We start from the raw sequence: 26,057 nt of genomic DNA, 5'->3' as shown, positions 1-26,057 counted from the left end.
TCGAGTTCGGAAGGATTGCGGAAACTTAGATGGTCGACGACAACAAGACCCTTGACTACCTGAAGCGCCTGACGGTCGATCTGCGTCAAACCCGCAGGCGGCTGCGGGAAGTCGAGGATCAGAAATTCGAGCCCATTGCGGTGGTGGGTGTGGCGTGTCGTTACCCGGGTGGGGTGGCCTCTCCGGAGGATCTGTGGAATCTGGTGTCGGAGGGCGTCGACGCGATCGGTGAGTTCCCTACCGACCGCGGTTGGGATGTGGACGGGCTCTACGACCCGGACCCGCAGGCGCGCGGGAAGTCGTACACCCGCTCTGGCGGGTTCCTCTATGACGCAGCGGAATTCGACGCGGAGTTCTTCGGGATCAGCCCGCGCGAGGCACTGGCGATGGACCCGCAGCAGCGGATCCTGTTGGAAACCTCGTGGGAAGCCCTGGAACGAGCCGGTATCGACCCGTCGACGTTGCGGGGATCCGATACCGGTGTCTTCGCCGGCGCGTCGAACGGGGAGTACGCCGATATGCTGCACGCGGGTCCGGTGGACCTGCGGGGCTACCTGCTGACCGGTACGACCGGCAGCGTGGTGTCGGGCCGGGTGGCGTACGCGCTCGGACTGGAGGGCCCGGCGGTGTCGGTGGACACCGCGTGCTCGTCGTCGCTGGTGGCGGTGCATCTGGCGGCCCAGTCGCTGCGCTCGGGGGAGTGCGCGATGGCGTTGGCCGGCGGCGTGACGGTCATGGGCTCGCCGGGGATGTTCGTGGAGTTCTCCCGGCAGCGGGGGTTGGCGGCCGATGGCCGGTGCAAGTCGTTCGCGGCGTCGGCGGACGGCACGGGCTGGTCCGAAGGCGCGGGCATGCTGGTGCTGGAGCGGCTGTCCGACGCGCAGCGACACGGGCATCGAGTGTGGGCGGTGATCCGCGGAACGGCGATCAATCAGGACGGCGCGTCCAACGGCTTGACCGTGCCGAACGGTCCCTCGCAGCAGCGGGTGATCCGCGCCGCGCTCGCCAACGGGCGGCTTTCGACCGACGACGTGGATGTGGTGGAGGCGCACGGCACCGGCACGGTGCTGGGGGATCCGATCGAAGCACACGCCCTGCTCGCCACCTACGGACAGGACCGTGATCCGCAGCGGCCGCTGTGGCTCGGGTCGCTGAAATCCAATATCGGTCACTCGGTGGCCGCGGCGGGCGTCGGCGGCATGATCAAGATGATCATGGCGATGCGGCACGGGGTGATGCCGCCGACCCTGCATGTCGACGAGCCCACCCCCCGTGTGGACTGGTCCGCCGGCGCGATCGAACTGCTGACCCGAAAGCGGGATTGGCCCGAGGCAGCGGACCGGCCCCGCCGGGCCGCGGTGTCCTCCTTCGGCATCAGCGGCACCAACGCGCACGTCATCCTCGAACACGTATCCGCAGTCGAACCGGCCGAGTCCGAGCCGGGCACCAACCCCGGCAGCTCGGGAAGCGCTGTCGCGGGTGCGGTTCCGTGGGTGGTGTCGGCGAAGTCGCAGGCCTCGCTGCGGGCGCAGGCTGCGCGGTTGCACGAGTTCGTCGCCGCCGATCCCGCGGTGTCGGTATCCGATGTGGCGCATTCGCTGCTCTCGACTCGCACGCTGTTCGCGCATCGGGCTGTCGTCGTGGGTGACGACCGGGACGAGCTGCTGCGCCGACTGGCCACGGTGGCGGCCGGCGAACCGGGTCCCGATGTCGCCGTCGGTTCCGGCGCGGCGTCGCGGGTCGGTGTGATGTTCGCCGGGCAGGGCTCCCAGCGGGCGGGCATGGGTCAGCAGCTGTATGGCCGGTTCCCGGTGTTCGCCGAGGCCTTCGACCAGGTCTGCGCGCAGCTGGACCCGCTGCTCGGGCTCTCCTTGCGCGACGCGATCAGCTCCGGAGCCGAATTGGAGCAGACCCGGTTGACCCAACCGGCGCTGTTCGCGGTCGAGGTGGCGCTGTATCGCCTGCTCGAATCATGGGGTGTCACCGCGGATGTGGTGTTCGGGCATTCGATCGGTGAGATCGCCGCCGCGCATGTCGCCGGCGTGCTGAGCTTGGCCGATGCGTGCGCCTTGGTCGCGGCGCGGGGCCGGTTGATGCAGGAATTGCCCACCGGCGGAGCGATGCTCGCGGTGCAGGCCGGTGAGCAGGAGATCACCGCACTGCTGGACGGCGTCGACGGAGTGGACGTGGCCGCGGTCAATGGCCCTGCGGCAGTGGTGATCTCCGGTCGTGCGGAGGTCGTGGACGTTCTCGCCGAGCAGCTGCGCGAACGCGGGCGACGCGTCAAACGGTTGCGGGTCAGCCATGCCTTCCATTCCTCGTTGATGGAACCGATGCTGGCGCGGTTCGCCGAGATGGTCGCGACACTGCGCTTCGATCCGCCCCGGATTCCGGTGATCTCGACCGTTACCGGGGCGGTGGCGGATCCCGGCCTGTGGTGCTCGCCGCAGTACTGGGTCGATCAGGTTCGGCGGCCGGTGCGGTTCGCCGACGCCGCTGCTGCGGCGTGGGCCGACGGTGTGGACACCTTCCTGGAAGTGGGTCCCGACTCGGTGCTGTCGGCGATGACAGCCGAGTGCCTGCCCGAGGAGGCGACCGCGGTGGCGGTGCTGCACCCCGAGCGTGACGAACCCGCCGAGATCCTCGCCGCGGTCGCGCGGTTGTTCGTCCGGGCGGTGCCGGTGCGCTGGAACGCGGTGCTGGCGGACCCGAACCCGGCACCGGTGGAACTGCCCACCTATGCCTTCGACCGCAGGCGCTTCTGGCTCGAACCCGCGCTCGGTTCCGCCGGTGTCGAATCGGTGGGTCTTGGCGCGATGGGGCATCCGCTGCTGGGTGCGGTCGTGTCGGAAGCGAAGTCCGGTGATGTGTTGCTGACCGGGCGGTTGTCGGTGGCGACGCAGCCGTGGCTGGCCGACCACGCGGTCGCCGGGTCGATCCTGCTGCCCGGGACCGGCTTCGTCGAGCTGGCCTTGCGCGCCGGTGCCGAAGCCGGATACCCGGTGATCGACGATCTGACGCTGCAGGCGCCGCTGCTGCTGCCCGCCTCGGGCGGTGTGCGGATCCAGGTTGTCGTCGGTGGGCCAGGACCGGAGTTCGCGCAGCGGCCGATCTCGATCTACTCGCGCAGTGAGCACGACCCGGACGGTCAGTGGGTCCTGAACGCGCGGGGGCAGCTGACCACTCTGGACGACACGGCCGCACCCGCATCGCAGACCTGGCCGCCGGCCGCGGCGACCGATCTCGATGTCGCGTCCGCGTACACGGCCCTGTCGGAACGGGGCTACGAGTACGGTCCGGCCTTCCGGAGTGTGCGTGCGTTGTGGCGACGTGGCGCCGAGGTATTCGCCGAGATCGCCATCGACGCCGATAGTGGTGCGCGCGCCGAAGGATTCGGGATTCATCCGGCGCTGCTCGACGGGGCACTGCAGGCGGGACTGCTGGCTGGTGTCCTCGATAATGCTGAGGGGCAGCCGGATTCACCGTTCACGGTGGCTGCCGGGCAAGTCGTGCTGCCCTTCTCGTGGGAGTCGGTCGCGCTGCACGCGGCCGAGGCATCGTTGCTGCGTGTTCGGTTGACCACCACCGGATCGTCGGTGTCGCTGTGGGCGGCGGACGAGCAGGGTCAGCCGGTGTTGTCCGGATCGGTGACGCCACGGCCCATGCGACTGGAGCAGCTCGCCACGGGTGCGAGCGGCGCGGCCGATCCGGTGCTGGAAGTGGTGTGGTCGCCGGTCGAATCGGATTCGCCCGCGGTGGATTCGGGTTCGGTCCGGTGGGACCGGCTGGATCCGGATGCGGCGGTGCCTCCGGTCGTGGTGGTCGAGGCCGGGTCCGGTTGGAGCGAAGTCGCCGGCGCCGACGTGGTGACCGCCACCCATGCCGAGGTCGCACGCGTCCTCGAGGTGGTACAGGCGTGGCTGTCCGAGGACCGGTTCGCCGCGAGCACACTGCTGGTCGCCACCCGCGGTGCGGTCGCAATGGCCGACGAGGACCTGACCGATCTCGCCGGTGCCGCGGTGTGGGGCTTGGTGCGGTCCGCGCAGACCGAGGACCCCGGACGAATCGTCCTGGTGGACACCGATACCGGTGTCGATGAGTCCGTCGCGGCCACTGTCGTGGCCGTGAGCGAACCCCAGGTGGTCCTGCGTGACGGCATCACCCACGCCGCGCGGCTCACCCGGCCCGCGCCCGTCGCGTCCGCATCGGCCGCCGCCGACGCCTTCGGTGCGGGAACGGTGCTGATCACCGGCGGCACAGGTGGTTTGGGTGCGGTGGTGGCCCGGCACGTGGTGGCCGAGCACGGCGTACGGTCGTTGCTGCTGGTGAGTCGCCGTGGTCCTCGGGCCGATGGCATCGCGGCGTTGTGCGCCGAGCTGGAGCAATTGGGTGCGCAGGTGCGGGTGGTGGCGTGTGATGTCACCGACGCCGACGCGGTGGCCGAGCTGCTGGCCGACATCCCCGCGCAGTGGCCGTTGACCGGTGTGATCCATGCCGCGGGCGTGCTCGACGACGGGGTGATCGCCTCCTTGACCGCCCAGCGGGTGGATGCGGTGCTGGCACCGAAGGCGGATGCCGCATGGCATCTGCACCGGGCGACCGCGGACCTGGATCTTGCCGCGTTCGTGGTGTTTTCGTCGATATCGGGCACCGTTGGCGGTCCCGGCCAGGGCAACTACGCGGCCGCGAACGCCTTCCTGGACGGGCTGGTTGCCCACCGGCGTGCCCGCGGACTGGCCGGTCAGTCGCTGGCGTGGGGTCCGTGGGCGCGCTCGGGCGGTATGGCCGGGCAGTTGGGTGAGGTCGACCTGGCTCGAATGAGCCGGGCCGGATTCACCGCGATCCTGGACGAGGCGGCGCTGGCCGGCTGGGATGCGGTGCTCGAACGCGGCACGGCGCACGCGGTGATCGCCACGGTCGACACCGCCACGATCCGCGCCCAAGCCGAGGCCGGACTGCTGCCACCGCTGCTGCGCGCGCTGGCGCCGGCGGTGCGGCGGTCCGCGGCGCTCTCGACGGTGGGGTCGAGTCTGCGGCAACGGCTTTCGGGTCTGGACGCCGGTCGGCAGCGGCAGGCGGTGCTCGATACCGTCCGCACCCACATCGCGGCCGTTCTCGGCCACGACAGTGCCTCCGCGATCGATCCCGATCGCGCCTTCCAGGACCTGGGTTTCGATTCCCTGGGTGCGGTCGAGCTGCGTAACCGGCTCAAGACCGCCACCGGCCTGTCGCTGGCGGCCGCGGTCGTCTTCGACTACCCCACCCCGCAGGCGCTGGCCGCACACCTGACCGACGAGCTCACCGGCACCGGGCAGAACGTGGCGGTCACCGCCGCGAAAGTCTTCGACGGCGAACCGATCGCGATCGTCGGCATGGCGTGCCGGTACCCGGGCGGGGTCCGATCGCCCGAGGAGCTGTGGCAGCTGGTCGTGACCGGGACCGATGCGACGTCGGATTTCCCGGTGAACCGCGGCTGGGATACCGAGCGGCTGTACGACCCGACCGGGGAAACACCGCACACCACGTACACGCGTTCGGGTGGATTCCTGCATGCCGCAGGCGAGTTCGATCCGGCGTTCTTCAACATCAGCCCGAACGAGGCCGCGATGATGGATCCGCAGCAGTTTCTGCTGTTGGAGACCTCATGGGAGGCGTTCGAGCGGGCCGGCGTCGACCCCGCGCTGCTGCGCGGCAGTGCGACCGGTGTCTTCGCCGGCATGATGTATCACGACTATCCGGCCAACTCGAACGCGGGATCCATTGCGTCCGGCCGGATCTCGTATGTGTTCGGTCTCGAGGGGCCGTCGGTCACGGTGGACACGGCGTGTTCGTCATCGCTGGTGACAATGCATTTGGCGGCACAGTCGCTGCGGTCGGGCGAGTGCGATCTGGCTTTGGCCGGTGGTGTGACCGTGATGGCGACTCCGGAGACGTTTGTGGAGTTCAGCAGGCAGCGGGGACTGTCGCCGGACGGCCGGTGTAAGTCGTTCTCCGACACAGCCGATGGTGTCGCCTGGTCCGAGGGCGCCGGTGTGCTGGTGCTGGAGCGGTTGTCGGACGCGCGCCGCAATGGTCATGACGTGCTCGCGGTGATCGCCGGTTCAGCGGTGAACCAGGATGGCGCGTCCAATGGTTTGACCGCGCCGAACGGTCCCTCGCAGCGGCGAGTCATTCGTCAGGCGTTGGCCAATGCCGGGGTGTCGCCGGTCGATGTCGACGTGGTGGAAGCTCACGGCACCGGTACCACGCTGGGTGATCCGATCGAGGCCCAGGCGCTGCTGGCCACCTACGGGCAGGATCGGGATGCGGACCGTCCGCTGTGGCTCGGATCGTTGAAATCCAACATCGGTCATGCTCAGGCGGCGGCGGGCGTGGGTGGTGTGATCAAGATGGTCATGGCGATGCGGCACGGTCTGTTGCCGCAGACCCTGCATGTGGATCAGCCGTCCACGAAGATCGATTGGTCCGAGGGACATGTCCGGCTGCTGACCGAACAGATGGCCTGGCCGGAGGCGGATCGGCCGCGTCGTGCGGGTGTCTCCTCGTTCGGCATCAGCGGCACCAACGCACATCTCATTCTCGAGCAGGCCCCGGTATCGGCGGTCGAGTCGGCCCCGGAGGTTCGGATCGTCCCGGCGGTGCCGTGGATGCTGTCGGCGCGCAGCGGCGAGGCGCTGGCCGCTCAGGCTGCGCGGCTGGCATCGCATGTGGTCGACCATGATCCGATCGATGTCGGTTTCTCGCTGGCGTCGACGCGCAGTGTCTTCGAGCATCGGGCGGTCGTGGTGGCCGATGACCGTGCGGGGCTGCTCGCCGGCGTGCGGGCGCTGGCCGCTGGTGCGCCTGCATCCGGTGTGGTGTCCGGCCGGGTGGTGCCGGGTTCGACGGGTGTGGTGTTCTCGGGTCAGGGTGCGCAGTGGGCCGGTATGGCGGCTGAGTTGCGTGCGGCGTACCCGAAGTTCGCCGCGGCTTTCGATGGGATCGTCGCCGAGTTGGATCCGCTGCTGGGGCAGTCTGTTTCGCTGAGTCTGGCGTTGGCGGACGGTGACTTGGTCGATCGGACGGTGTTCGCGCAGGCGGGGTTGTTCGCGTTCGAGGTGGCGTTGTTCCGGCTGCTCGAATCGTGGGGTGTTCGTGCGGATGTGGTGGCTGGTCATTCGATCGGCGAGGTGGCTGCCGCGCATGTGGCTGGGGTGTTGTCGCTGGCGGATGCGTGTGTGTTGGTGGCTGCGCGTGGTCGGTTGATGCAGGCGTTGCCTTCCGGTGGGGCGATGGTTGCTGTCGGTGCTTCCGAGGCCGATGTGCTGCCGTTGCTGGCTGATGTCGAGGGGGTGTCGATCGCGGCGGTGAATGGTCCGTCGTCGGTGGTGCTTTCTGGTGTCGAGGATGCGGTCGTCGCTGTTGTCGAGGTGTGCGCCGAGCGCGGTTGGCGGACACACCGTTTGCGGGTTTCGCATGCTTTCCATTCGGCGTTGATGGAGCCGATGCTTGCCGAGTTCGCCTCGGCGATCGAGGGTTTGACCTTCGGACGGCCCACGATCCCGCTGGTGTCGACGGTGACCGGCGCCCAGGTCGTCGACGAGATGGGTGATCCGGCGTATTGGGTCGGTCAGGTCCGGGATACGGTCCGGTTCGCCGATGCCGTTGCCACGATGGCCGGTTCGGGTGTCTCCAGGTTCGCCGAGGTCGGGCCGGACGCGGTGTTGACCCCGATGGTCGCCCAGACTCTCAGCGGTGCCACGGCGGTTGCGGTGGCCAGACGCGACCACGCGGACGCGATGACCGTGACCAGTGCGCTGGCCGGGTTGTTCGTGGTCGGCGCCGAGGTGGACTGGGCGGGCATGTACGCCGGTTCGGCAGCGCGGCGAATCGACCTGCCCACCTACGCCTTCCAGCACGAACGGTTCTGGCTCGACGCCAAGCAGATGCTGGCCCAGTCGTGGCTCGGTGCCGAACTCGGTGGCGTCACCGCGGTCGGCCTGGATGCGGCGGCGCACCCGCTGCTGGGTGCCGTTGTGCCGCACGCGGATTCGGGAGCGGTGAGCTTCACCGGCCGGTGGTCGCTGGATTCGGTGGAATGGCTGGCGGACCACAGCGTGCTAGGCACCGTGTTGCTGCCGGGCACCGGATTCGTCGAACTGGCCGGTCACGTCGGTGGCCTGCTGGGCTGCGAGGTGGTCGACGAGCTCGTCCTGCATACCCCGTTGACCCTGACGGCCGAGGGCGATGTCGCTGTACAGGTCGTGGTGGCCGCCCCGGACGAGGCCGGTCGGCGGCGACTGAGCGTGCACTCTCGCCAGACGGCCGCGGGTCCGTGGATGCTCCATGCCGAAGGTGTGCTCGTTCCCGGTGAGGGGACGGCCGACTTCGATCTCGTCGCGTGGCCACCGGCCGACGCGCAACCGCTGGACGTCGACGGCGCGTACGACGAGTTGCTCGATATCGGATACGGCTACGGCCCCTTCTTTCAGGGGCTGCGGGCCGCGTGGCAGCGCGGTGACGAGGTGTTCGCCGAGGTCGCGCTACCGGATCCGAAGGACGCCGAAGGTTTCGGTATCCATCCCGCGCTGTTCGACGCGGCGCTGCACGCCGCGATCGTCCATGGTCTGCGTGGCGGCGTCGAGGGTTTCCCGGCGCTCCCGTTCAGCTGGAACCGCGTGGTGCTGCATGCGGCCGGCGCTGCCGCGGTGCGGGTGCGGATCGTGCTGCAGGGCGACCGGTTCTCGGTGCAGATGGCCGATGAGCAGGGTCAACCCGTACTGTCGGTGGGCGCGTTGATCTCTCGGCCGGTGTCGGCCGATCGCCTGAGCGCAGCGGGGGCATCGGAGGCCCTCTTCGGCGTCGAGTGGGTCGCTACCGCGCCGTCCACGGCGAGCGTCGAGCCGGACCGCGTGGCGGTACTGGGCGGGCGCGACGGTGATCTCGCGGCATTGATCGCCGATCTGGACGCGAACCCCGACGCGGTCGTGCCCGACCTCGTGCTGCTCGAGTGCCCCACCCACGAGGGTGCGCCGCCGGAGGCCGCCCGCCGGGTCGCGATGGGCGTGCTCGAGACCGTCCAGCGTTGGCTGGCCGACAGTCGTTTCGCCGGTTCGCGTTTGGTGGTGCTGACCAGGCATGCGGTGGCCATCCCCGACGGGGAGCAGGTGGATCTGGGCCAAGCGCCGGTGTGGGGTCTGCTGCGTGCCGCGCAAGCGGAACATCCGGGCCGATTCCAGCTGATCGATCTGGACGCCGACGGTGATTCGCTCGCCGCGGCGGCCGTCGACCCGACCGAGCCGGAGGCCGCGCTGCGGGGTATGCGCGCGTACGTGCCGCGGTTGCGCCGGCACGCGCCCGGCACGATCGTTCGGTTGTCCGAGCCGGGCACCGTGCTGGTGACCGGTGGTACGGGTGGTCTTGGCGCGGTGATCGCCCGGCACCTGATGACCGAATACGGTGTGCGCCATCTGCTTCTGACGTCTCGGCGTGGCCTGGACGCTCCGGGAGCGGCCGAGCTGCACGCGGAGCTGACCGAGCTGGGTGCGCAGGTGAGCATTGCCGCGTGTGATGTGTCGGATCGGTCTGCGCTGGCGGCGCTACTCGACGGCATCTCTGTTGAGCATCCCCTGGTAGGCGTGGTGCACGCGGCGGGGACTTCGGACAACGGTCTGGTGGAGTCGATTACGGCGGAGCGGGTCGATTATGTGTTCGGCCCCAAGGTCGATGCGGCGTGGCATCTGCACGAGCTGACTCGCGATGCTTCGCTGTCGTTGTTCGTGTTGGTGTCCTCGGCAGGCGGATTGGTGCTGGCGGCGGGTCAAGCGAACTACGCCGCGGCGAATGTCTTCCTCGATGCGCTCGCGGCACACCGTCGGAGTCTGGGATTGCCCGCGACAGCCGTGGATTACGGGTTGTGGGCGCGATCGTCCGGGCTCGGTGTCGAGCTGTCCGAAGATGACTTCGATCGGATGCGCCGCCAGGGCTTCCCGCCGCTGACCGAGGCCGAGGGTCTTGCGCTGTTCGATTCTGCAATCGCGACCGACACCGCGCAGCTGGTGGCGCTGCGGGTCGATCCGGCGATGCTCCGGACTCGGGGCGAGCAGATCCCCGCTCTGGTCCGCTCGTTGGCACCGGCCCCGGTCCGCAGGCAGACCAGGACCGCTGCGGGCCAGGCCTTTGCGCTCGAGCTGGCCGGTTTGTCGGATGCGGACCGTGCGCGCGCTTTGCTCGACCTGGTCCGGTCGGTGGCCGCTGCCACTCTCGGGCATGTGTCGGTGGATGCTGTTGAGCCGCAGCAGGCTTTCCAGCAGCTCGGTTTCGATTCGTTGAGTGCGGTCGAGTTCCGTAACAAGTTGAATGCTGCGACGGGTTTGCAGCTGCCTGCGACGCTGGTCTTCGACTACCCGAACGCGCAGGTTGTCGCCGAGTTCATCGATTCCCAGCTCACCGGCACCGTGGCGGTCGAGAAGCCCGTGATCGGGCGGGTTCGCACCGGCGACGACCCGATCGCGGTGGTGGCGATGAGCTGCCGCTACCCCGGTGGCGTCGCCTCGCCCGAAGACCTGTGGGACCTGGTCACTTCCGGCACCGACACCACCGGCGACATGCCGTCGGATCGTGGCTGGGATCTCGAGGGCATCTACGATCCGGAGCCCGGCAAGGCGGGCAAGACCTATACCCGTCAGGGTGGATTCCTGTACTCCGCGGCTGATTTCGATGCGGATTTCTTCGGGATCAGTCCCAACGAAGCCACGATAATGGATCCGCAGCAGCGGTTGCTGCTGGAGATCTCGTGGGAGGCGCTGGAGCGGGCGGGTGTCGATCCGGCGGTGCTGCGCGGCAGTTCGACCGGTGTGTTCACCGGCCTGATGTACCACGACTACGCCCAGCGCACCGGTACCGGCAGCGGCGCCGCGGGCAGCTTGGTTTCGGGCCGGGTGTCCTATGTGTTCGGTCTGGAAGGACCGTCGGTCACCGTGGACACCGCGTGCTCGTCCTCGCTGGTCGCCCTGCATCTCGCCGCGCAGTCGCTGCGATCCGGTGAGTGCGATCTGGCACTGGCCGGTGGCGTGGCGGTGATGGGTACCCCGGACATGTTCCTCGAGTTCGGCAGGCAGCGTGGCTTGTCGCCGGATGGCCGGTGTAAGTCGTTCTCCGACAGTGCCGATGGTGTCGGTTGGTCCGAGGGCGCCGGTGTGCTGGTGTTGGAGCGGTTGTCGGATGCGCGTCGCAATGGTCATGACGTGCTCGCGGTGATCGCTGGTTCGGCGGTGAATCAGGATGGTGCGTCGAATGGTTTCTCCGCGCCGAATGGTCCGTCGCAGCGGCGGGTGATCCGTCAGGCGTTGGCCAATGCCGGTGTGTCGCCGGACGAGGTGGACGTGGTGGAAGCTCACGGCACCGGTACGACTTTGGGTGATCCGATCGAGGCGCAGGCACTGCTCGCCACTTACGGCCAGGAGCGTGCTGCGGATCGGCCGTTGTGGTTGGGGTCGTTGAAGTCGAATATCGGTCATGCCCAGGCCGCTGCGGGTGTCGGCGGTGTGATCAAGATGGTCATGGCGATGCGGCACGGTGTGCTGCCGAGGACGCTGCACGTCGATCGGCCGAGCACCAAGGTGGATTGGTCCGAGGGTCATGTGCGCTTGTTGACCGAGGCGGTGGCGTGGCCGGAGGTGGATCGCCCGCGTCGTGCGGGCGTCTCCTCGTTCGGCATCAGCGGCACGAATGCCCACCTCATCGTGGAGCAGGCCCCGGTGACCGCGCCGGTGGTGGCCCAGGCTCCGGAGCCGGCCTCGGTACCGGCGGCGCGGCCGTGGGTGATCTCGGCCCGTAGCGCCGAGGCTCTCGCCGCTCAGGCCGACCGCGTGGCATCGCGTGTGGGCGAACATGATCCGGTCGACGTCGGTTTCTCCCTGGCGTCCACCCGTGCGGTGTTTGAGCACCGTGCGGTTGTCGTCGCCGATGACCGTGACGGTCTGCTCGCGGGCGTGCGGGCACTGGCCGGCGGTACGCAGGCACCCGGTGTGGTGATCGGTCGTGCCGCGGCGGGGTCGACAGGATTCGTCTTCTCGGGTCAGGGTGCGCAGTGGGAGGGTATGGCCGCCGGACTGCGGACCGCCTATCCGCTGTTCGCCGAACACTTCGATTCGATCGTCGCCGTGTTGGATCCGCTGCTGGAACAGCCTGTTTCGCTGGGCACGGCGTTGGCGGATGGTGAGCTGGTCGATCGGACGGTGTTCGCGCAGGCGGGGTTGTTCGCGTTCGAGGTGGCGTTGTTCCGGCTGCTCGAATCGTGGGGAGTCCGGGCCGATGTGGTCGCTGGTCATTCGATCGGTGAGATCGCCGCTGCGCATGTAGCTGGGGTGTTGTCGCTCCAGGACGCGTGCGTGCTGGTGGCCGCGCGTGGTCGTTTGATGCAGGCATTGCCTTCCGGTGGCGCAATGGTCGCCGTCGGCGCCGCAGAGCTCGATGTGCTGCCGTTGCTGGTGGACGGTGCTGTATCGATCGCGGCGGTCAACGGTCCGTCGTCGGTGGTGCTGTCCGGTGTCGAAGCCGACGTGCTCGCTGTCGCAGAACGATGCGCCGATCAGGGTTGGCGCACCCATAGATTGCGGGTTTCGCACGCCTTCCATTCGGCGTTGATGGAGCCGATGCTGGCCGAGTTCGCCTCGGCGATCGAGGGTTTGATGTTCGGTCGTCCGAGCATCCCGTTGGTGTCGACGGTGACCGGTGCCCGGATCACCGATGAGATGACCGATCCGGCGTATTGGGTCGGTCAGGTCCGGGACACGGTCCGGTTCGCGGATGCTGTTGCGGCGATGGCGGGCATAGGTGTGTCCCGGTTCGCCGAGGTCGGCCCCGATGCCGTGCTGACCCCGATGATCGCGCAAACCCTCGATAACGGGGATGGCGCGTCCGTAACCGTGGCCGCGCTGTCGCGCCGGGACCAGGCCGATGTGTCCGCGGTGCCGACCGGCCTCGCCAGGTTGTTCGTCGCGGGCGCCGACGTCGACTGGGCAGGTCTGTACGCCGGTACCGGAGCGCGCCGAATCGACTTGCCCACCTACGCTTTCCAGCGTCGGCGGTACTGGGTGTCCGCGGATTCGGCCAGCGGCGGCGACGCCCGGGCGATGGGTCTGGTGGCGACCGCCCACCCGTTGGTTTCGGTGGTGGTATCGCAGCCGGACTCCGACGCGATGATCCTGACCGGTCGCCTGTCGATACAGACGCATCCGTGGCTGGCCGATCACCTGGTGCTGGGGACCGTGTTGTTCCCCGGCACCGGATTCGTCGAGCTGGCCCTGTACGCGGGGGAGCGGGTCGGCTGCTCGACCCTGGATGATCTGGTGCTGCGGGCCCCGCTGGTGCTGTCGGAGTCCGATGGGGCCGCGGTGCGCATCGTGGTCGATGCCGCGGACGAGACCGGTCGGCGCGGGGTGCGGATATTCTCCAGCCCGGACGGGGACGCCGGTGCGGCGTCGTCGTGGCTGCTGAATGCCGAGGGCACGCTGGCCCCGAGCGCGGCCGTGCCGGCCGTGGATCTCGCGGCGTGGCCTCCGGCCGACGCACAGGTCGTGAACGTCGATGGTGTCTACGACGAGTTGCTCGACGCCGGGTACGGGTACGGCCCCGTCTTCCAGGGCCTGCGGGCGGTGTGGCAGCGCGGCGAGGAGGTATTCGCCGAGGTCGCCCTCCCGGACCAAGCGGACGGCCAGGGTTTCGGGCTGCATCCGGCGCTGCTCGACGCCGCGCTGCATGCGCTGCGGCCGGCCGGCCGGCTGCGCGCCGAGGGCACAGGCCCGGAGTTGCCGTTCGAGTGGTCGGGTGTCACGGTGCACGCGGCGGGGGCCGGTGCGCTGCGGGTGCGGTTGACCCGGGTGGGTGAGCGTGCCGTGGCGGTGGATCTGGCGGATTCGACCGGTGCCGCGGTGGCGACGGTGCGGCAGCTGGCGACCCGGCCGATCGATCCCGGGCAGCTCAGCGCCGGTGCGTCCGTCGCTCGCAGCGCCGTATTCCAGGTCGAGTGGACACCGATCTCGGTGTCCGGCACCGAAATCGATGTGGTGTCGTGGGCGGATCTGGGTGACGAGGTGCCCGCCGCGGTGGTGCTGGACTGCCCGGCCGGAAACGAGCCGGACACGGTCCGGGCCGCGACGCACAGTGTGCTGCGAGTGCTGCAGTCGTGGCTTGCCGATGAGCGGTTCGGCGAGTCGGCGTTGGTGGTCCGGACCAGCGGTGCGGTATCGGTTGCCGGGGAGGACATTACGAATCTCGCCGGTGCCGCCGTTGCTGGTCTCGTCCGTACGGCCCAGGCGGAGAGTCGTGGCCGGATCGTATTGGTGGACAGCGATTCCGACATCGACGGCCTGCTGGGCGGGATTCTGGCTGCCGAGGAACCGCAGGTGGCGGTGCGCGGCGGGCAGGTCTTCGGTGCGCGACTTGTCCGGGCGAACCCCTCGTCGGGCACCGGCTCGTCCTTCGCTCCGGACGAGACGGTCCTGATCACCGGTGCCAGCGGCTATCTCGGTGGGTTGTTCGCCCGGCATCTGGTGGCCGCGCGCGGCGTTCGCCGTCTGTTGTTGCTGAGCCGGCGCGGTGAATCCGCCCCCGGCGTAAGGGAACTGCGGGACGAGCTGCGGCAGCTCGGTGCCGAGGTCGAGTTCGCCGCCTGCGACGTCGCCGATCGTGTCGCGCTGGCCGCGGTGCTGAACGCTATCCCCGCGGACCGTCCGCTCGCCGGTGTGTTCCATACGGCTGGTGTGCTCGATGACGGTGCGATCGCCGCGCTCACCCCGGAGCGGATGGATGCGGTCTTGCGGCCGAAGGTCGATGCCGCTCTGCATCTGCACGAATTGACCGCCGATCTGCCATTGCGGGCGTTCGTCCTGTTCAGTTCGGCGGCAGGCACCTTCGGCAATCCGGGGCAGGGCAACTATGCCGCGGCCAACGCCTGTTTGGACGCGGTGGCGTTGCACCGCAGGGCATCCGGGCGTGACGGGCAGTCGCTCGCGTGGGGTCTGTGGGGCGCGGACGGGGGTATGGGCGCGGAGCTCGGCGAGAGCGAGCGGCGCCGGATGTCTCGGTCGGGCATGCTGCCGCTGACGGAAGAACAGGGTCTGGCGCTGTTCGACGCCGCTTCCGGAATCGACGCGGCCGCTCCCGTGCTGGCCCGTCTCGATCTGGACGGCATCCGCACCAGCGGGTCGGCCACGGCCCTGCTGTCCGCCCTGCTTCCTGCGCGCCGTCGGACGGCTTCGGGCGGCGCCACGGCGCTGCGTTCTCGTTTGGCCGCCACTCCCGACAGCGAGCGCCTGGGTGTGCTCGTCGAAACCGTTCGCGGTCAGGTCGCGGCGAGTCTGGGCCATCGGAACGCGAATGCGATCGCACCCGACAGGGCATTCAGCGATCTGGGCTTCGATTCGATCTCCGCGGTCGAGTTCCGCAATGCCCTCGCGACCGTGACGGGTCTGCGGTTGCCTGCGAGTTTGGTGTTCGACTATCCGTCACCTCAGGCGCTGGCCGAATACCTGGCCGGTGAGTTCGCCGACCACCAGCTCGCGGCACCAGCTGTTCGCACAGCGCTGCAGACCCGCAATCGTCAGCTCGACGAACCCATTGCGATCGTGGGTATGGCGTGCCGGTATCCGGGTGGGGTCGGTTCTCCTGAGGAGCTGTGGAATCTGGTTGCGACGGGGACGGATGCGGCATCGCAGTTCCCCGTGAATCGTGGCTGGGATGTCGATCGTCTCTACGACCCGACCGGGGAGAAGCCGAACAGCACATACACCCGTGAGGGTGGATTCCTCCATGCCGCAGGGGAATTCGATCCGGCGTTCTTCAACATCAGCCCGAACGAAGCCGCGCTGATGGACCCACAGCAATTCCTGCTGCTGGAGACCTCATGGGAGGCGTTCGAGCGGGCCGGTGTCGACCCCGGCGCGTTGCGGGGCAGCCGGACCGGTGTGTGGGTCGGCATGATGTATCACGACTATCCGGCCAACGCGAACGCGGGATCCATTGCCTCGGGGCGGGTTTCGTATGTGTTCGGGCTGGAGGGGCCGTCGGTCACGGTCGATACGGCGTGTTCGTCGTCGCTGGTGGCCATGCATTCGGCCGCGGCCTCGCTGCGGTCGGGCGAGTGTGATCTGGCGTTGGCCGGTGGTGTCACCGTCATGGCCACCCCGGAGACATTCGTGGAATTCAGCAGGCAGCGCGGGCTGTCGGCGGACGGCCGGTGTAAGTCGTTCTCCGACACCGCCGATGGTGTCGGCTGGTCTGAAGGTGTCGGCATTCTGGTGCTGGAACGGTTGTCCGACGCGCAGCGCAACGGTCATCGGGTGCTCGCGGTGATGACCGGTTCGGCGGTGAATCAGGACGGTGCGTCGAACGGTTTGACCGCGCCGAACGGTCCCTCGCAGCGGCGGGTGATCGGGCAGGCGCTGGCCAATGCCGGGATCGCGCCGACCGAGGTGGATGTGGTGGAAGCCCACGGAACCGGTACCACGCTGGGTGATCCGATCGAGGCCCAAGCCGTTTTGGCCACGTACGGGCAAGAGCGTGATGCAAATCGTCCGCTGTGGCTCGGATCGTTGAAGTCCAACATCGGTCATGCTCAGGCGGCGGCGGGCGTGGGTGGTGTGATCAAGATGGTCATGGCGATGCGGCACGGGGTGTTGCCGAGGACGCTGCATGTCGATGCGCCGAGTTCGAAGGTGGATTGGTCCGAGGGTCATGTGCGCTTGTTGACCGAGGCGGTGGCGTGGCCGGAGGTGGATCGGCCGCGTCGTGCGGGTGTGTCCTCGTTCGGTATCAGCGGTACGAACGCGCACGTCATCATCGAACAGGCCCCGGCTGTGCAACCGGAGCCGGTAGCGGCCGCTCCGTCCGGCGGATTGCTGCCGTGGGCGGTCTCGGCGCGCGGCGGGCAGGCTCTTGCTGGTCAGGCCGAGCGGCTGGCAGCTTATGTCGCTGATTACGACCTGGATCCGGTGGATGTCGGCTTCTCGTTGGCGTCTACGCGTGCGGTGTTCGACCATCGTGCGGTCGTCTTGGCCGAGGATCGTGCGGGTCTGCTGGCGGGTGTGCGGGCGTTGGGCCGCGCCGAAACCGCTTCGGGGGTGGTGACCGGCCGGGTGGTGCCGGGGTCGACGGGGTTGGTGTTCTCGGGTCAGGGTGCGCAGTGGGCCGGTATGGCCGCCGAGCTGCGGACTGTGTACCCGGTGTTCGCCGAGCATTTCGACGCGATCGTCGCACAGTTGAATCCGCTGTTGGGGCAGCAGATTTCGCTGGATGTGGCGTTGTCGGATGAGGATTCGGTCGATAGGACGGTGTTCGCGCAGGCGGGTCTGTTCGCGTTCGAGGTGGCGTTGTTCCGGCTGCTCGAATCGTGGGGCGTGCACACGGATGTCGTTGCTGGTCACTCGATCGGTGAAGTTGCTGCGGCGCATGTGGCCGGAGTGATGTCGCTCGAGGATGCGTGTGTTCTCGTGGCGGCGCGCGGTCGCTTGATGCAGGCGTTGCCTTCCGGCGGGGCGATGGTCGCTGTCGGCGCTCCCGAAGGTGATGTGCGGCCGTTGCTGGTCGAAGGAGTGTCGATCGCGGCGGTGAATGGTCCGTCGTCGGTGGTGCTGTCCGGCGTCGAGAACGCGGTCCAAGCCGTTGTCGACACCTGCGTGGAACGTGGCTGGCGCACGCATAGATTGCGGGTTTCGCACGCCTTCCATTCGGCGTTGATGGAGCCGATGCTGGCCGAGTTCGCCTCGGCGATCGAGGGTTTGGTGTTCGGTCGTCCGAGCCTCCCGTTGGTGTCGACGGTGACCGGTGCCCGGATCACCGATGAGATGACCGTTGCGTCGTATTGGGTGGATCAGGTCCGTGACACGGTCCGGTTCGCCGACGCGGTCGCCGCGATGGTCGATCTGGGTGTCTCCCGGTTCGCCGAGGTCGGCCCCGACGCGGTGCTGACCCCGATGATCGCGCAGATCGCCGACTCCGGGCAGCTGACCGCGACTCCGGCGATCGTGCCCTTGGCGCGCCGGGGCCGGGCCGATGCGCCCGCGGTGTTGGGCGGGGTGGCCGGGTTGTTCGTGGCCGGCGCCGACGTGAACTGGTCTGGTCTTCATACTGGTGGCCGGCGCATCGATTTGCCCACCTATGCCTTCCAGCACGAGCGGTTCTGGCTCGATCCCCGGCAGATGCTGGCGAAGTCGTGGCTGGGAGCCGAACTGGGCGGAGTCGGCTCGGCCGGGCTGGACACGGTGGAGCATCCGCTGCTCGCTGCGATGGTGTCGCATCCGGAGTCGGGTGAGGTGAGTTTCACCGGCCGGTGGTCGGTGGACTCGATGCAGTGGCTGGCCGACCACAGCGTGCTCGGCGTGGTGTTGCTGCCGGGCACCGGGTTCGTCGAGCTGGCGAGCTATGTCGGCGGCGTCCTGGGCTGCGAGGTGGTCGACGAGCTCGTCCTGCATGCCCCGTTGACGATGCCTGCCGAAGGCAGCGTCGCGGTACAGGTCGTGGTGGGCGGCGCCGATGAAACCGGTCGCAGGCGGTTGACTGTGCATTCGCGGCAGACCGCCGAGGGGCCGTGGTTGCTGCACGCCGAAGGTGTGCTCGCCCCGGGCGAGACGGCGGCCGATTTCGATCTGGCCGTGTGGCCGCCCGCGGGTGCGCAGCCGACTCCTCTCGCGGGCGTCTACGACGAGTTGTTCGACCTCGGGTACGGCTACGGCCCGTTCTTCCAGGGTTTGCAGGCGGCGTGGCGCCGCGGTGACGAGTTGTTCGCCGAGGTCACACTGCCGGATCCGCAGGACGGCAACGGCTTCGGAGTTCATCCGGCGTTGCTCGACGCGGCGCTGCATGTCGGTATCGTGCACGGTTTTCGGGATGGCGTCGGTGATTTCCCGGCCCTGCCCTTCACCTGGAACCGCGTGGTATTGCACGCCGCAGGCGCCGCCGCGGTGCGCGTCCGAATCATGGTCGACGGCAACAGGTTCAGCGTGCAGCTGGCCGATGACCAGGGGCACCCGGTGCTGTCGGTCGGTGCGCTGCTGTCCCGACCGGTATCGGCCGATCGCCTGGGCGCCGACCATGCCGAGGACTCCCTCTTCCGCGTGGAATGGAGCACTGTCGCCCCGACTGCGGCGCCGGCGGAGCCCGGCCGGGTGGCTGCGCTCGGCCGGAGCCGAAGTTCCGGTACGGTGCGGGACTACGGTGACCTCGCGGCGCTGATCGCCGATCTGGATGCGAACCCCGACGCGGTCGTTCCCGAGATCGTGCTGCTGGAGAGCCCATTCGAGGACGGTGCGGCGCCGCAGGCCGCACGCCGGGTGGTGACACGGGTCCTGGACACCGTCCAGGGTTGGCTGGCCGAAACCCGTTTCGCCGGTTCCCGTTTGGTGGTAACGACCAGACACGCTGTGGCCGTCGCCGATTCCGATTCGGTGCGGCTGGACCAGGCGCCCGTGTGGGGGCTGGTGCGTGCCGCGCAGGCGGAGCACCCGGGTCGATTCCAGCTCCTGGACCTGGACGGCGACCACGATCCGGTCTCCGTCGCCACCGCGGCGATGGCCGCGGAACCGGAAGCCGCACTGCGTGGGCAAGAGGTGCTGGTGCCGCGCTTCGCCCGCCACGCATCCGATGCGGTCGCTCGGCCGCTCGAGCCGGGCACCGTGCTGGTGACCGGTGGCACCGGCGGTCTGGGTGCGGTGATCGCCCGGCATCTGGTGACCGAGCACGGTGTGCGCCACCTACTCCTGACGTCACGGCGTGGCCTGGATGCTCCTGGTGCTCCCGAGCTGCGCGATGAGCTCGTCGAGCTCGGCGCGCAGGTCACGGTCGCCGCCTGCGATGTGTCGGATCGGGCTGCGATAGCCGCACTGCTGGAAGGCATCTCGGCCGAGCATCCGCTGGTGGGCGTCGTGCATGCGGCCGGAATCGCGGACAACGGTGTGATCGAGTCGATGACGCCGGACCGGCTCGGGAATGTCTTCGGGCCCAAGGCCGATGCCGCGTGGCATCTGCACGAGCTCACCCGCGACACCGCGCTGTCTCTGTTCGTACTGCTGTCTTCGGCCGGTGGGCTGGTGCTGGCTGCAGGCCAGGCCAACTACGCCGCGGCGAACGTCTTCCTCGACGCTCTCGCGGCGCATCGCCGCGACCTCGGACTGCCGTCTACCGCCATCGACTACGGCCTGTGGGCGCGGTCGACCGGCCTCGGTGCCGAGCTGTCCGAGGACGACTTCGATCGGATGCGGAGCCTGGGTTTCCCGCCGTTGACCGAGGCCGAAGGCCTGGCGTCGTTCGATGCGGCGATCGCCGCCGAGACGGCCCAGGTGGTGGCGCTGCGGGTCGACGCGGCCGTGCTGCGCACCCGGGGCGAGCAGATCCCCGCCTTGCTACGGGCGATCGCGCCCGCGCCCGTGCGCCGGGCGACTCGGACCGCGGCTGGACAGGCGTTCGCGCAACGGCTGGCCGGACTCTCCGACATCGACCGCGCCGCCGCACTGCTCGAGCTCGTCCGAGGCACTGCCGCAGGCACTCTCGGGCACGCCTCCGGCGCTGCCGTCGAGCCCCAGCAGGCATTCCAGCAGCTCGGGTTCGACTCGTTGAGCGCCATCGAGTTCCGCAACAAGCTCAATACCGCCACCGGTCTGCAACTGCCTGCCACGCTGATCTTCGATTACCCCAACCCGCAGCTCGTCGCCGACTTCATCGATTCCCAGTTCACCGGCACGAGCCAGGACATCGAAATCACCACAGGCACAGCCGTCGGCGACGACCGGATCGCCGTGGTGGCGATGGGCTGCCGCTACCCGGGTGGCATCGCGTCGCCGGAGGATCTGTGGCAGCTGGTCGTGTCCGGTGGGGAGACCACCGGAGAGCTGCCGGACGATCGGGGCTGGGATATCGACGGTATCTACGATCCTGAGCCGGGCAAGGCGGGTAAGACCTATACCCGCCATGGTGGATTCCTCTACTCCGCAGCGGATTTCGACGCGGACTTCTTCGGGATCAGCCCGAACGAGGCGACGGCGATGGATCCGCAGCAGCGGGTGCTGCTGGAGGTTTCCTGGGAGGCGCTGGAACGCGCCGGTGTCGACCCTGCGGTGCTGCGTGGCAGCTCGACCGGCGTGTTCACCGGCGTGATGTACCACGACTACGCCCAGGGCGCCGGCACCGGTAACAATGCGGGCGGCAGTCTGGTCTCCGGTCGCATCGCCTACACGCTGGGCTTGGAAGGTCCTGCGGTGTCGGTGGATACGGCATGCTCGTCCTCGCTGGTCGCCCTGCATCTGGCCGCGCAGTCGCTGCGATCGGGGGAGTGCGATCTGGCATTGGCCGGTGGTGTGGCCGTGATGTCGGCACCGGACATGTTCCTCGAGTTCAGTCGCCAGCGGGGGTTGTCCCCGGACGGTCGCTGCAAGTCCTTCGCAGACGCGGCCGACGGTGTCGGCTGGTCCGAGGGCGCGGGTGTGCTGGTGCTCGAGCGGTTGTCCGACGCACGGCGCAACGGTCATCGGGTGCTCGCGGTGCTCGCGGGTTCGGCGGTGAATCAGGATGGTGCGTCGAACGGTTTCGCCGCGCCGAACGGCCCGTCACAGCGACGGGTGATCCGGCAGGCTCTCGCGAATGCCGGGCTCTCGCCGGTCGACGTCGATGCGGTGGAGGCGCACGGCACCGGTACGACGCTGGGTGACCCGATCGAGGCGCAGGCGCTGATGGCCACGTACGGCCGAGATCGGGATGTCGCTCGGCCGTTGTGGTTGGGGTCGTTGAAGTCCAACATCGGTCACGCTCAGGCCGCCGCGGGTGTGGGCGGCGTGATCAAGATGGTCATGGCCATGCGGCACGGGCGGCTGCCGGAGACCCTGCACGTGGATCAGCCGTCTACGAAGGTGGATTGGTCCGAGGGGCAGGTCCGGCTGCTGACCGAGCCGGTGTCGTGGCCGCAGGTGGATCGGCCGCGTCGTGCGGCAGTGTCCTCGTTCGGCCTCAGCGGCACCAACGCGCACCTGATCCTCGAACAGGCGCCCGCAATGGATCCGGCTCCGGAGGTCAAGACCGCTCCGGTCGGCGGAGTGCTGCCCTGGGTGCTCTCCGCCCGCAGTGGGGCGGCGCTCGCCGATCAGGCCGCCCGCCTGGCAGCGCAGGTGAGCGGCCACGAGGACGACCCGATCGATATCGGCTTCGCACTTGTCGATTCGAGAATGCTGTTCGACCACCGGGCCGTGGTGTTCGCGACCGAACGTGACGCGCTGCGGGCCGGAACACAAGCGCTGAGCCGGGCCGAACACCTTCCGGGTGTGGTGTCCGGCCGGGTGGTGGCGGGTTCGACGGGTGTGGTGTTCTCGGGTCAGGGTGCGCAGTGGGCCGGTATGGCGGCCGAGCTGTGTGCGGCGTATCCGGTGTTCGCCGAGCATTTCGATGCGATTGTCGCGCAGCTGGATCCGCTGCTGGGGCAGCCGATTCCGCTGGATGTGGCGCTGTCGGACGAGGATTCGGTCGATCAGACCGTGTTTGCGCAGGCGGGGCTGTTCGCGTTCGAGGTGGCGCTGTTCCGATTGCTCGAATCGTGGGGCGTGCGCACGGATGTGGTGACCGGTCACTCGATCGGTGAGATCGCTGCTGCGCATGTGGCCGGTGTGTTGTCGCTCGAGGATGCGTGTGTGTTGGTGGCCGCGCGTGGTCGTTTGATGCAGGCGTTGCCTTCCGGTGGGGCGATGGTCGCTGTCGGCGCCGCCGAGGTCGACGTGACGGCGTTGCTGTCCGGCGAGGTCTCGATCGCGGCGGTCAACGGCCCGACATCGGTGGTGCTCTCCGGTGTCGAAGACGATGTGCTCGCGGTAGTCGCGAAGTGCACCGAGCGTGGTTGGCGGACACACCGTTTGCGGGTTTCGCATGCTTTCCATTCGGCGTTGATGGAGCCGATGCTGACCGAGTTCGCCTCGGCGATAGAGGGTTTGACCTTCGGCCGACCCGGCATCTCGCTGGTGTCGACGGTGACCGGTGCCCGGATCACCGATGAGATGACCGATCCGGCGTATTGGGTCGGTCAGGTCCGGGACACCGTCCGGTTCGCCGACGCCGTCGCCACGATGGCGGACCTGGGTGTGTCCCGGTTCGCCGAGGTCGGACCGGACGCCGTGCTCTTCCCGATGGTCAACCAGATCGTCGAGGAGCGGACGGTGACCGCGCCTGTGACGGTGGTGGCGCTGGCGCGTCGGGGCCAGGCGGACGCGTCCGCTGTGGTGGCCGGGACTGCCGGGTTGTTCGTCACCGGCGCTCACGTCGATTGGGCCCGCCTGTACGCCGGTACCGGAGCTCGGCGCATCGACCTGCCCACCTACGCCTTCCAGCGTCAGCGCTATTGGATGGCCGCCGGGTCCGCCGCCGGTGGTGACGCAAGGTCGATGGGTTTCGCGGCCACGGGGCACCCTCTGGTCTCGGCCGTGGTGTCGCAACCGGAGTCCGACGCGATCGCGCTCAGCGGACGATTGTCGGTGCAGACGCAGCCCTGGCTGGCCGACCACGCGGTCATGGACACCGTGTTGGTCCCCGGCACCGGTCTGGTCGAACTCGCCCTCCATGCCGGCGAACAGCTCGGCTACACCGTGCTGGAGGAGCTGGTACTGCGGGCGCCGCTGGTGCTGTCGGATTCGGCAGGGGTCGCCGTGCGGGTCGTGGTCGATGCCGAGGACGCGGCCGGTCGTCGCGGTGTGCGGATCTTCTCGCGGCCCGACGACGATGCCGATACGCCGTGGACGTTGAACGCCGAAGGCGGGCTCGCACCGGCAGGTGACAGTGCCGCAGTAGATCTGGTGTCGTGGCCGCCCGCGGACGCGGTCGCGGTGGATATCGACGGTGTCTATGACGCCCTCGACGCGCAGGGCTATCACTACGGTCCTGTCTTCCAGGCGCTGCGAGCGGTCTGGCGCGGAGCCGACGGGCTCTACGCCGAGGTCGAGTTGCCCGAGCCGGCGCGTGCGGACGCGGACCGGTTCGGCATGCATCCCGCGCTGCTGGACGCGGCATTGCACGCCTTGCGTTTTGCCGATGAAACCGCGTCGGAGGAAACCGGCTTGGCGTTGCCGTTCGAGTGGTCCGGCGTCACTGTGCACGCGGCGGGGGCCGATGCGTTGCGGGTTCGGCTCACTCGCATCGGTGAACGCGGAGTCGCGCTGGATCTGGCGGATTCGACCGGTGCCGCGGTGGCGACGGTGCGGCACTTGGCATCTCGGCCGATCGATCCCGCACAGCTCACCGTGGGCACACCCATTGCTCGCACTGCCGTCTTCGATGTCCGCTGGACACCGATCACGGTGTCCGAGAACGAGGTCGCCTGCGTGGCATGGGCGGATCTCGGTGCCGTGGGTGAGCAGGTCCCGCAGGTGGTGGTGCTTGACTGCCCGGCGGGCAATGATCCCGCGTCCGTTCGTGCCGCTACTCATGGCGTGCTGCAGGCACTGCAGTCCTGGATTGCCGAGCCTCGGTTCGGTGATTCGGTGCTGGTGGTTCGGACCGGTGGCGCGGTATCCGTGGCCGGAGAGGACATTTCGAACTTGGCCGGTGCCGCTGTCGGCGGCCTGGTTCGGGCCGCGCAGTCGGAGCATCCCGGCCGGATCGTGCTGATCGACAGCGATTCCGGCATAGCCGGTCTGCTGGGCGGGATTCTGGCTGCCGAGGAACCACAAGCGGCCATTCGCGATGGGCAGGTACACGTCGCGCGACTCGGTCGGGCCTCCACCGACGCGCCGGCGACCGGTTCGTTCGATCCGGGCGACACGGTTCTGATCACCGGTGCCAGCGGCTTCCTCGGTGGGTTGTTCGCCCGGCATCTGGTGGCCGAGCACGGTGTTCGCCGTCTGTTGTTGCTGAGCCGGCGCGGTGAATCCGCCACAGGTGCAACCGAACTGCGGGACCAGCTGCGGCAGCTCGGTGCCGAGGTCGAGTTCGTCGCGTGTGACGTCGCCGATCGTGCCGCGCTGGCGCAGGTGCTGGCCGAAATCCCTGCCGACCACCCGCTGACCGGTGTGTTCCACATGGCCGGTGTGCTCGATGACGGTGCGATCGCTTCGCTGACTCCGGCCCGCATGGATGCGGTGTTCGGGCCGAAGGTCGATGCGGCCCTGCACCTGCACGAGCTGACCGCCGAGCTGCCGCTGCGAGCGTTCGTCGTATTCAGTTCGGCGGCCGGTGCATTCGGCAATGCGGGACAGGGCAACTACGCCGCGGCCAACGCCTGCCTGGACGCACTGGCGGCGCACCGCAGGGCAGCCGGGCTCCCCGGCACCTCGCTGGCCTGGGGTCTGTGGAGTATGGACGGCGGTATGGCGGCGGAACTCGGTGACACCGAGCGGCGCCGGATGTCCCGGTCGGGCATGCTGCCGCTGTCGCAGGAGCAGGGTCTGGCGCTGTTCGACGCGGCGACCGGGCTGGAGACGGCGGCCCCCGTCCTCGCCCGCTTGGATCTCGATGCCATGCGTGGCGCGGGATCCACAGTGCCCGTGCTGTTTTCCGAGCTCGTACCGCAGCGCCGGAAGGCGGCCTCGGGTGCGTCGGCGGCGCTGCGGGCGCGGTTGGCGAGCACTCCCGACGGTGAACGCCTCGGCGTTCTGGTGGAGATCGTGCGCGGTCAGGTCGCGACGATTCTGGGTCATCGGAATGCGAATGTGATCGCACCCGACCGGCCCTTCAGCGAGTTGGGCTTCGATTCGATCTCCGCTGTCGAATTCCGTAATGCCCTCGCGACCGCGACAGGTCTGCGGTTGCCTGCGACCGCGGTGTTCGACTATCCGTCACCGCAGGCGCTGGCCGAATACCTGGCCGGCCAGTTGGGCGGCCACCGGGACTCGGAACCGGCGACGGAGCTGTCGGAGAACAGCATTCGCAACGCCCTCCAGACGATCCCGCTCGCCCGTCTCCGCGACGCGGGCCTGCTGGACGCCCTCATGAAGCTCGCGAACGGGCAGGACGGCCAGGACGACACCGATCAGATCGTCACGGACGAGTCGATCGACGAACTCGATATCGACGGCTTGATCGACCTGGCCTACAACAACTCCTCCGAGGACTGA

General features: G+C 68.8%; 1 protein-coding gene. It reads left to right on the top strand.

Annotation, left to right across the window (positions count from 1 at the left end):
• Positions 1–29 precede the first annotated feature (29 nt).
• Positions 30–26,057: an SDR family NAD(P)-dependent oxidoreductase gene (locus AB0H50_RS04820; protein WP_357446751.1), complete on the top strand. Its 26,028-nt coding sequence runs from the start codon at positions 30–32 to the stop codon at positions 26,055–26,057.

This window comes from Nocardia sp. NPDC050793 (genome assembly GCF_040654065.1).
GTDB lineage: Bacteria > Actinomycetota > Actinomycetes > Mycobacteriales > Mycobacteriaceae > Nocardia.
Note: the sequence above shows the minus strand (reverse complement) of the source record. Positions and strands in the feature narration are given on the sequence as shown.

What these genes read in the sequence shown, in the direction of transcription:
- AB0H50_RS04820 (WP_357446751.1), top strand. Translation starts at nt 30, where the DNA reads ATGGTCGACGACAACAAGACCCTTGACTACCTGAAGCGCCTGACGGTC.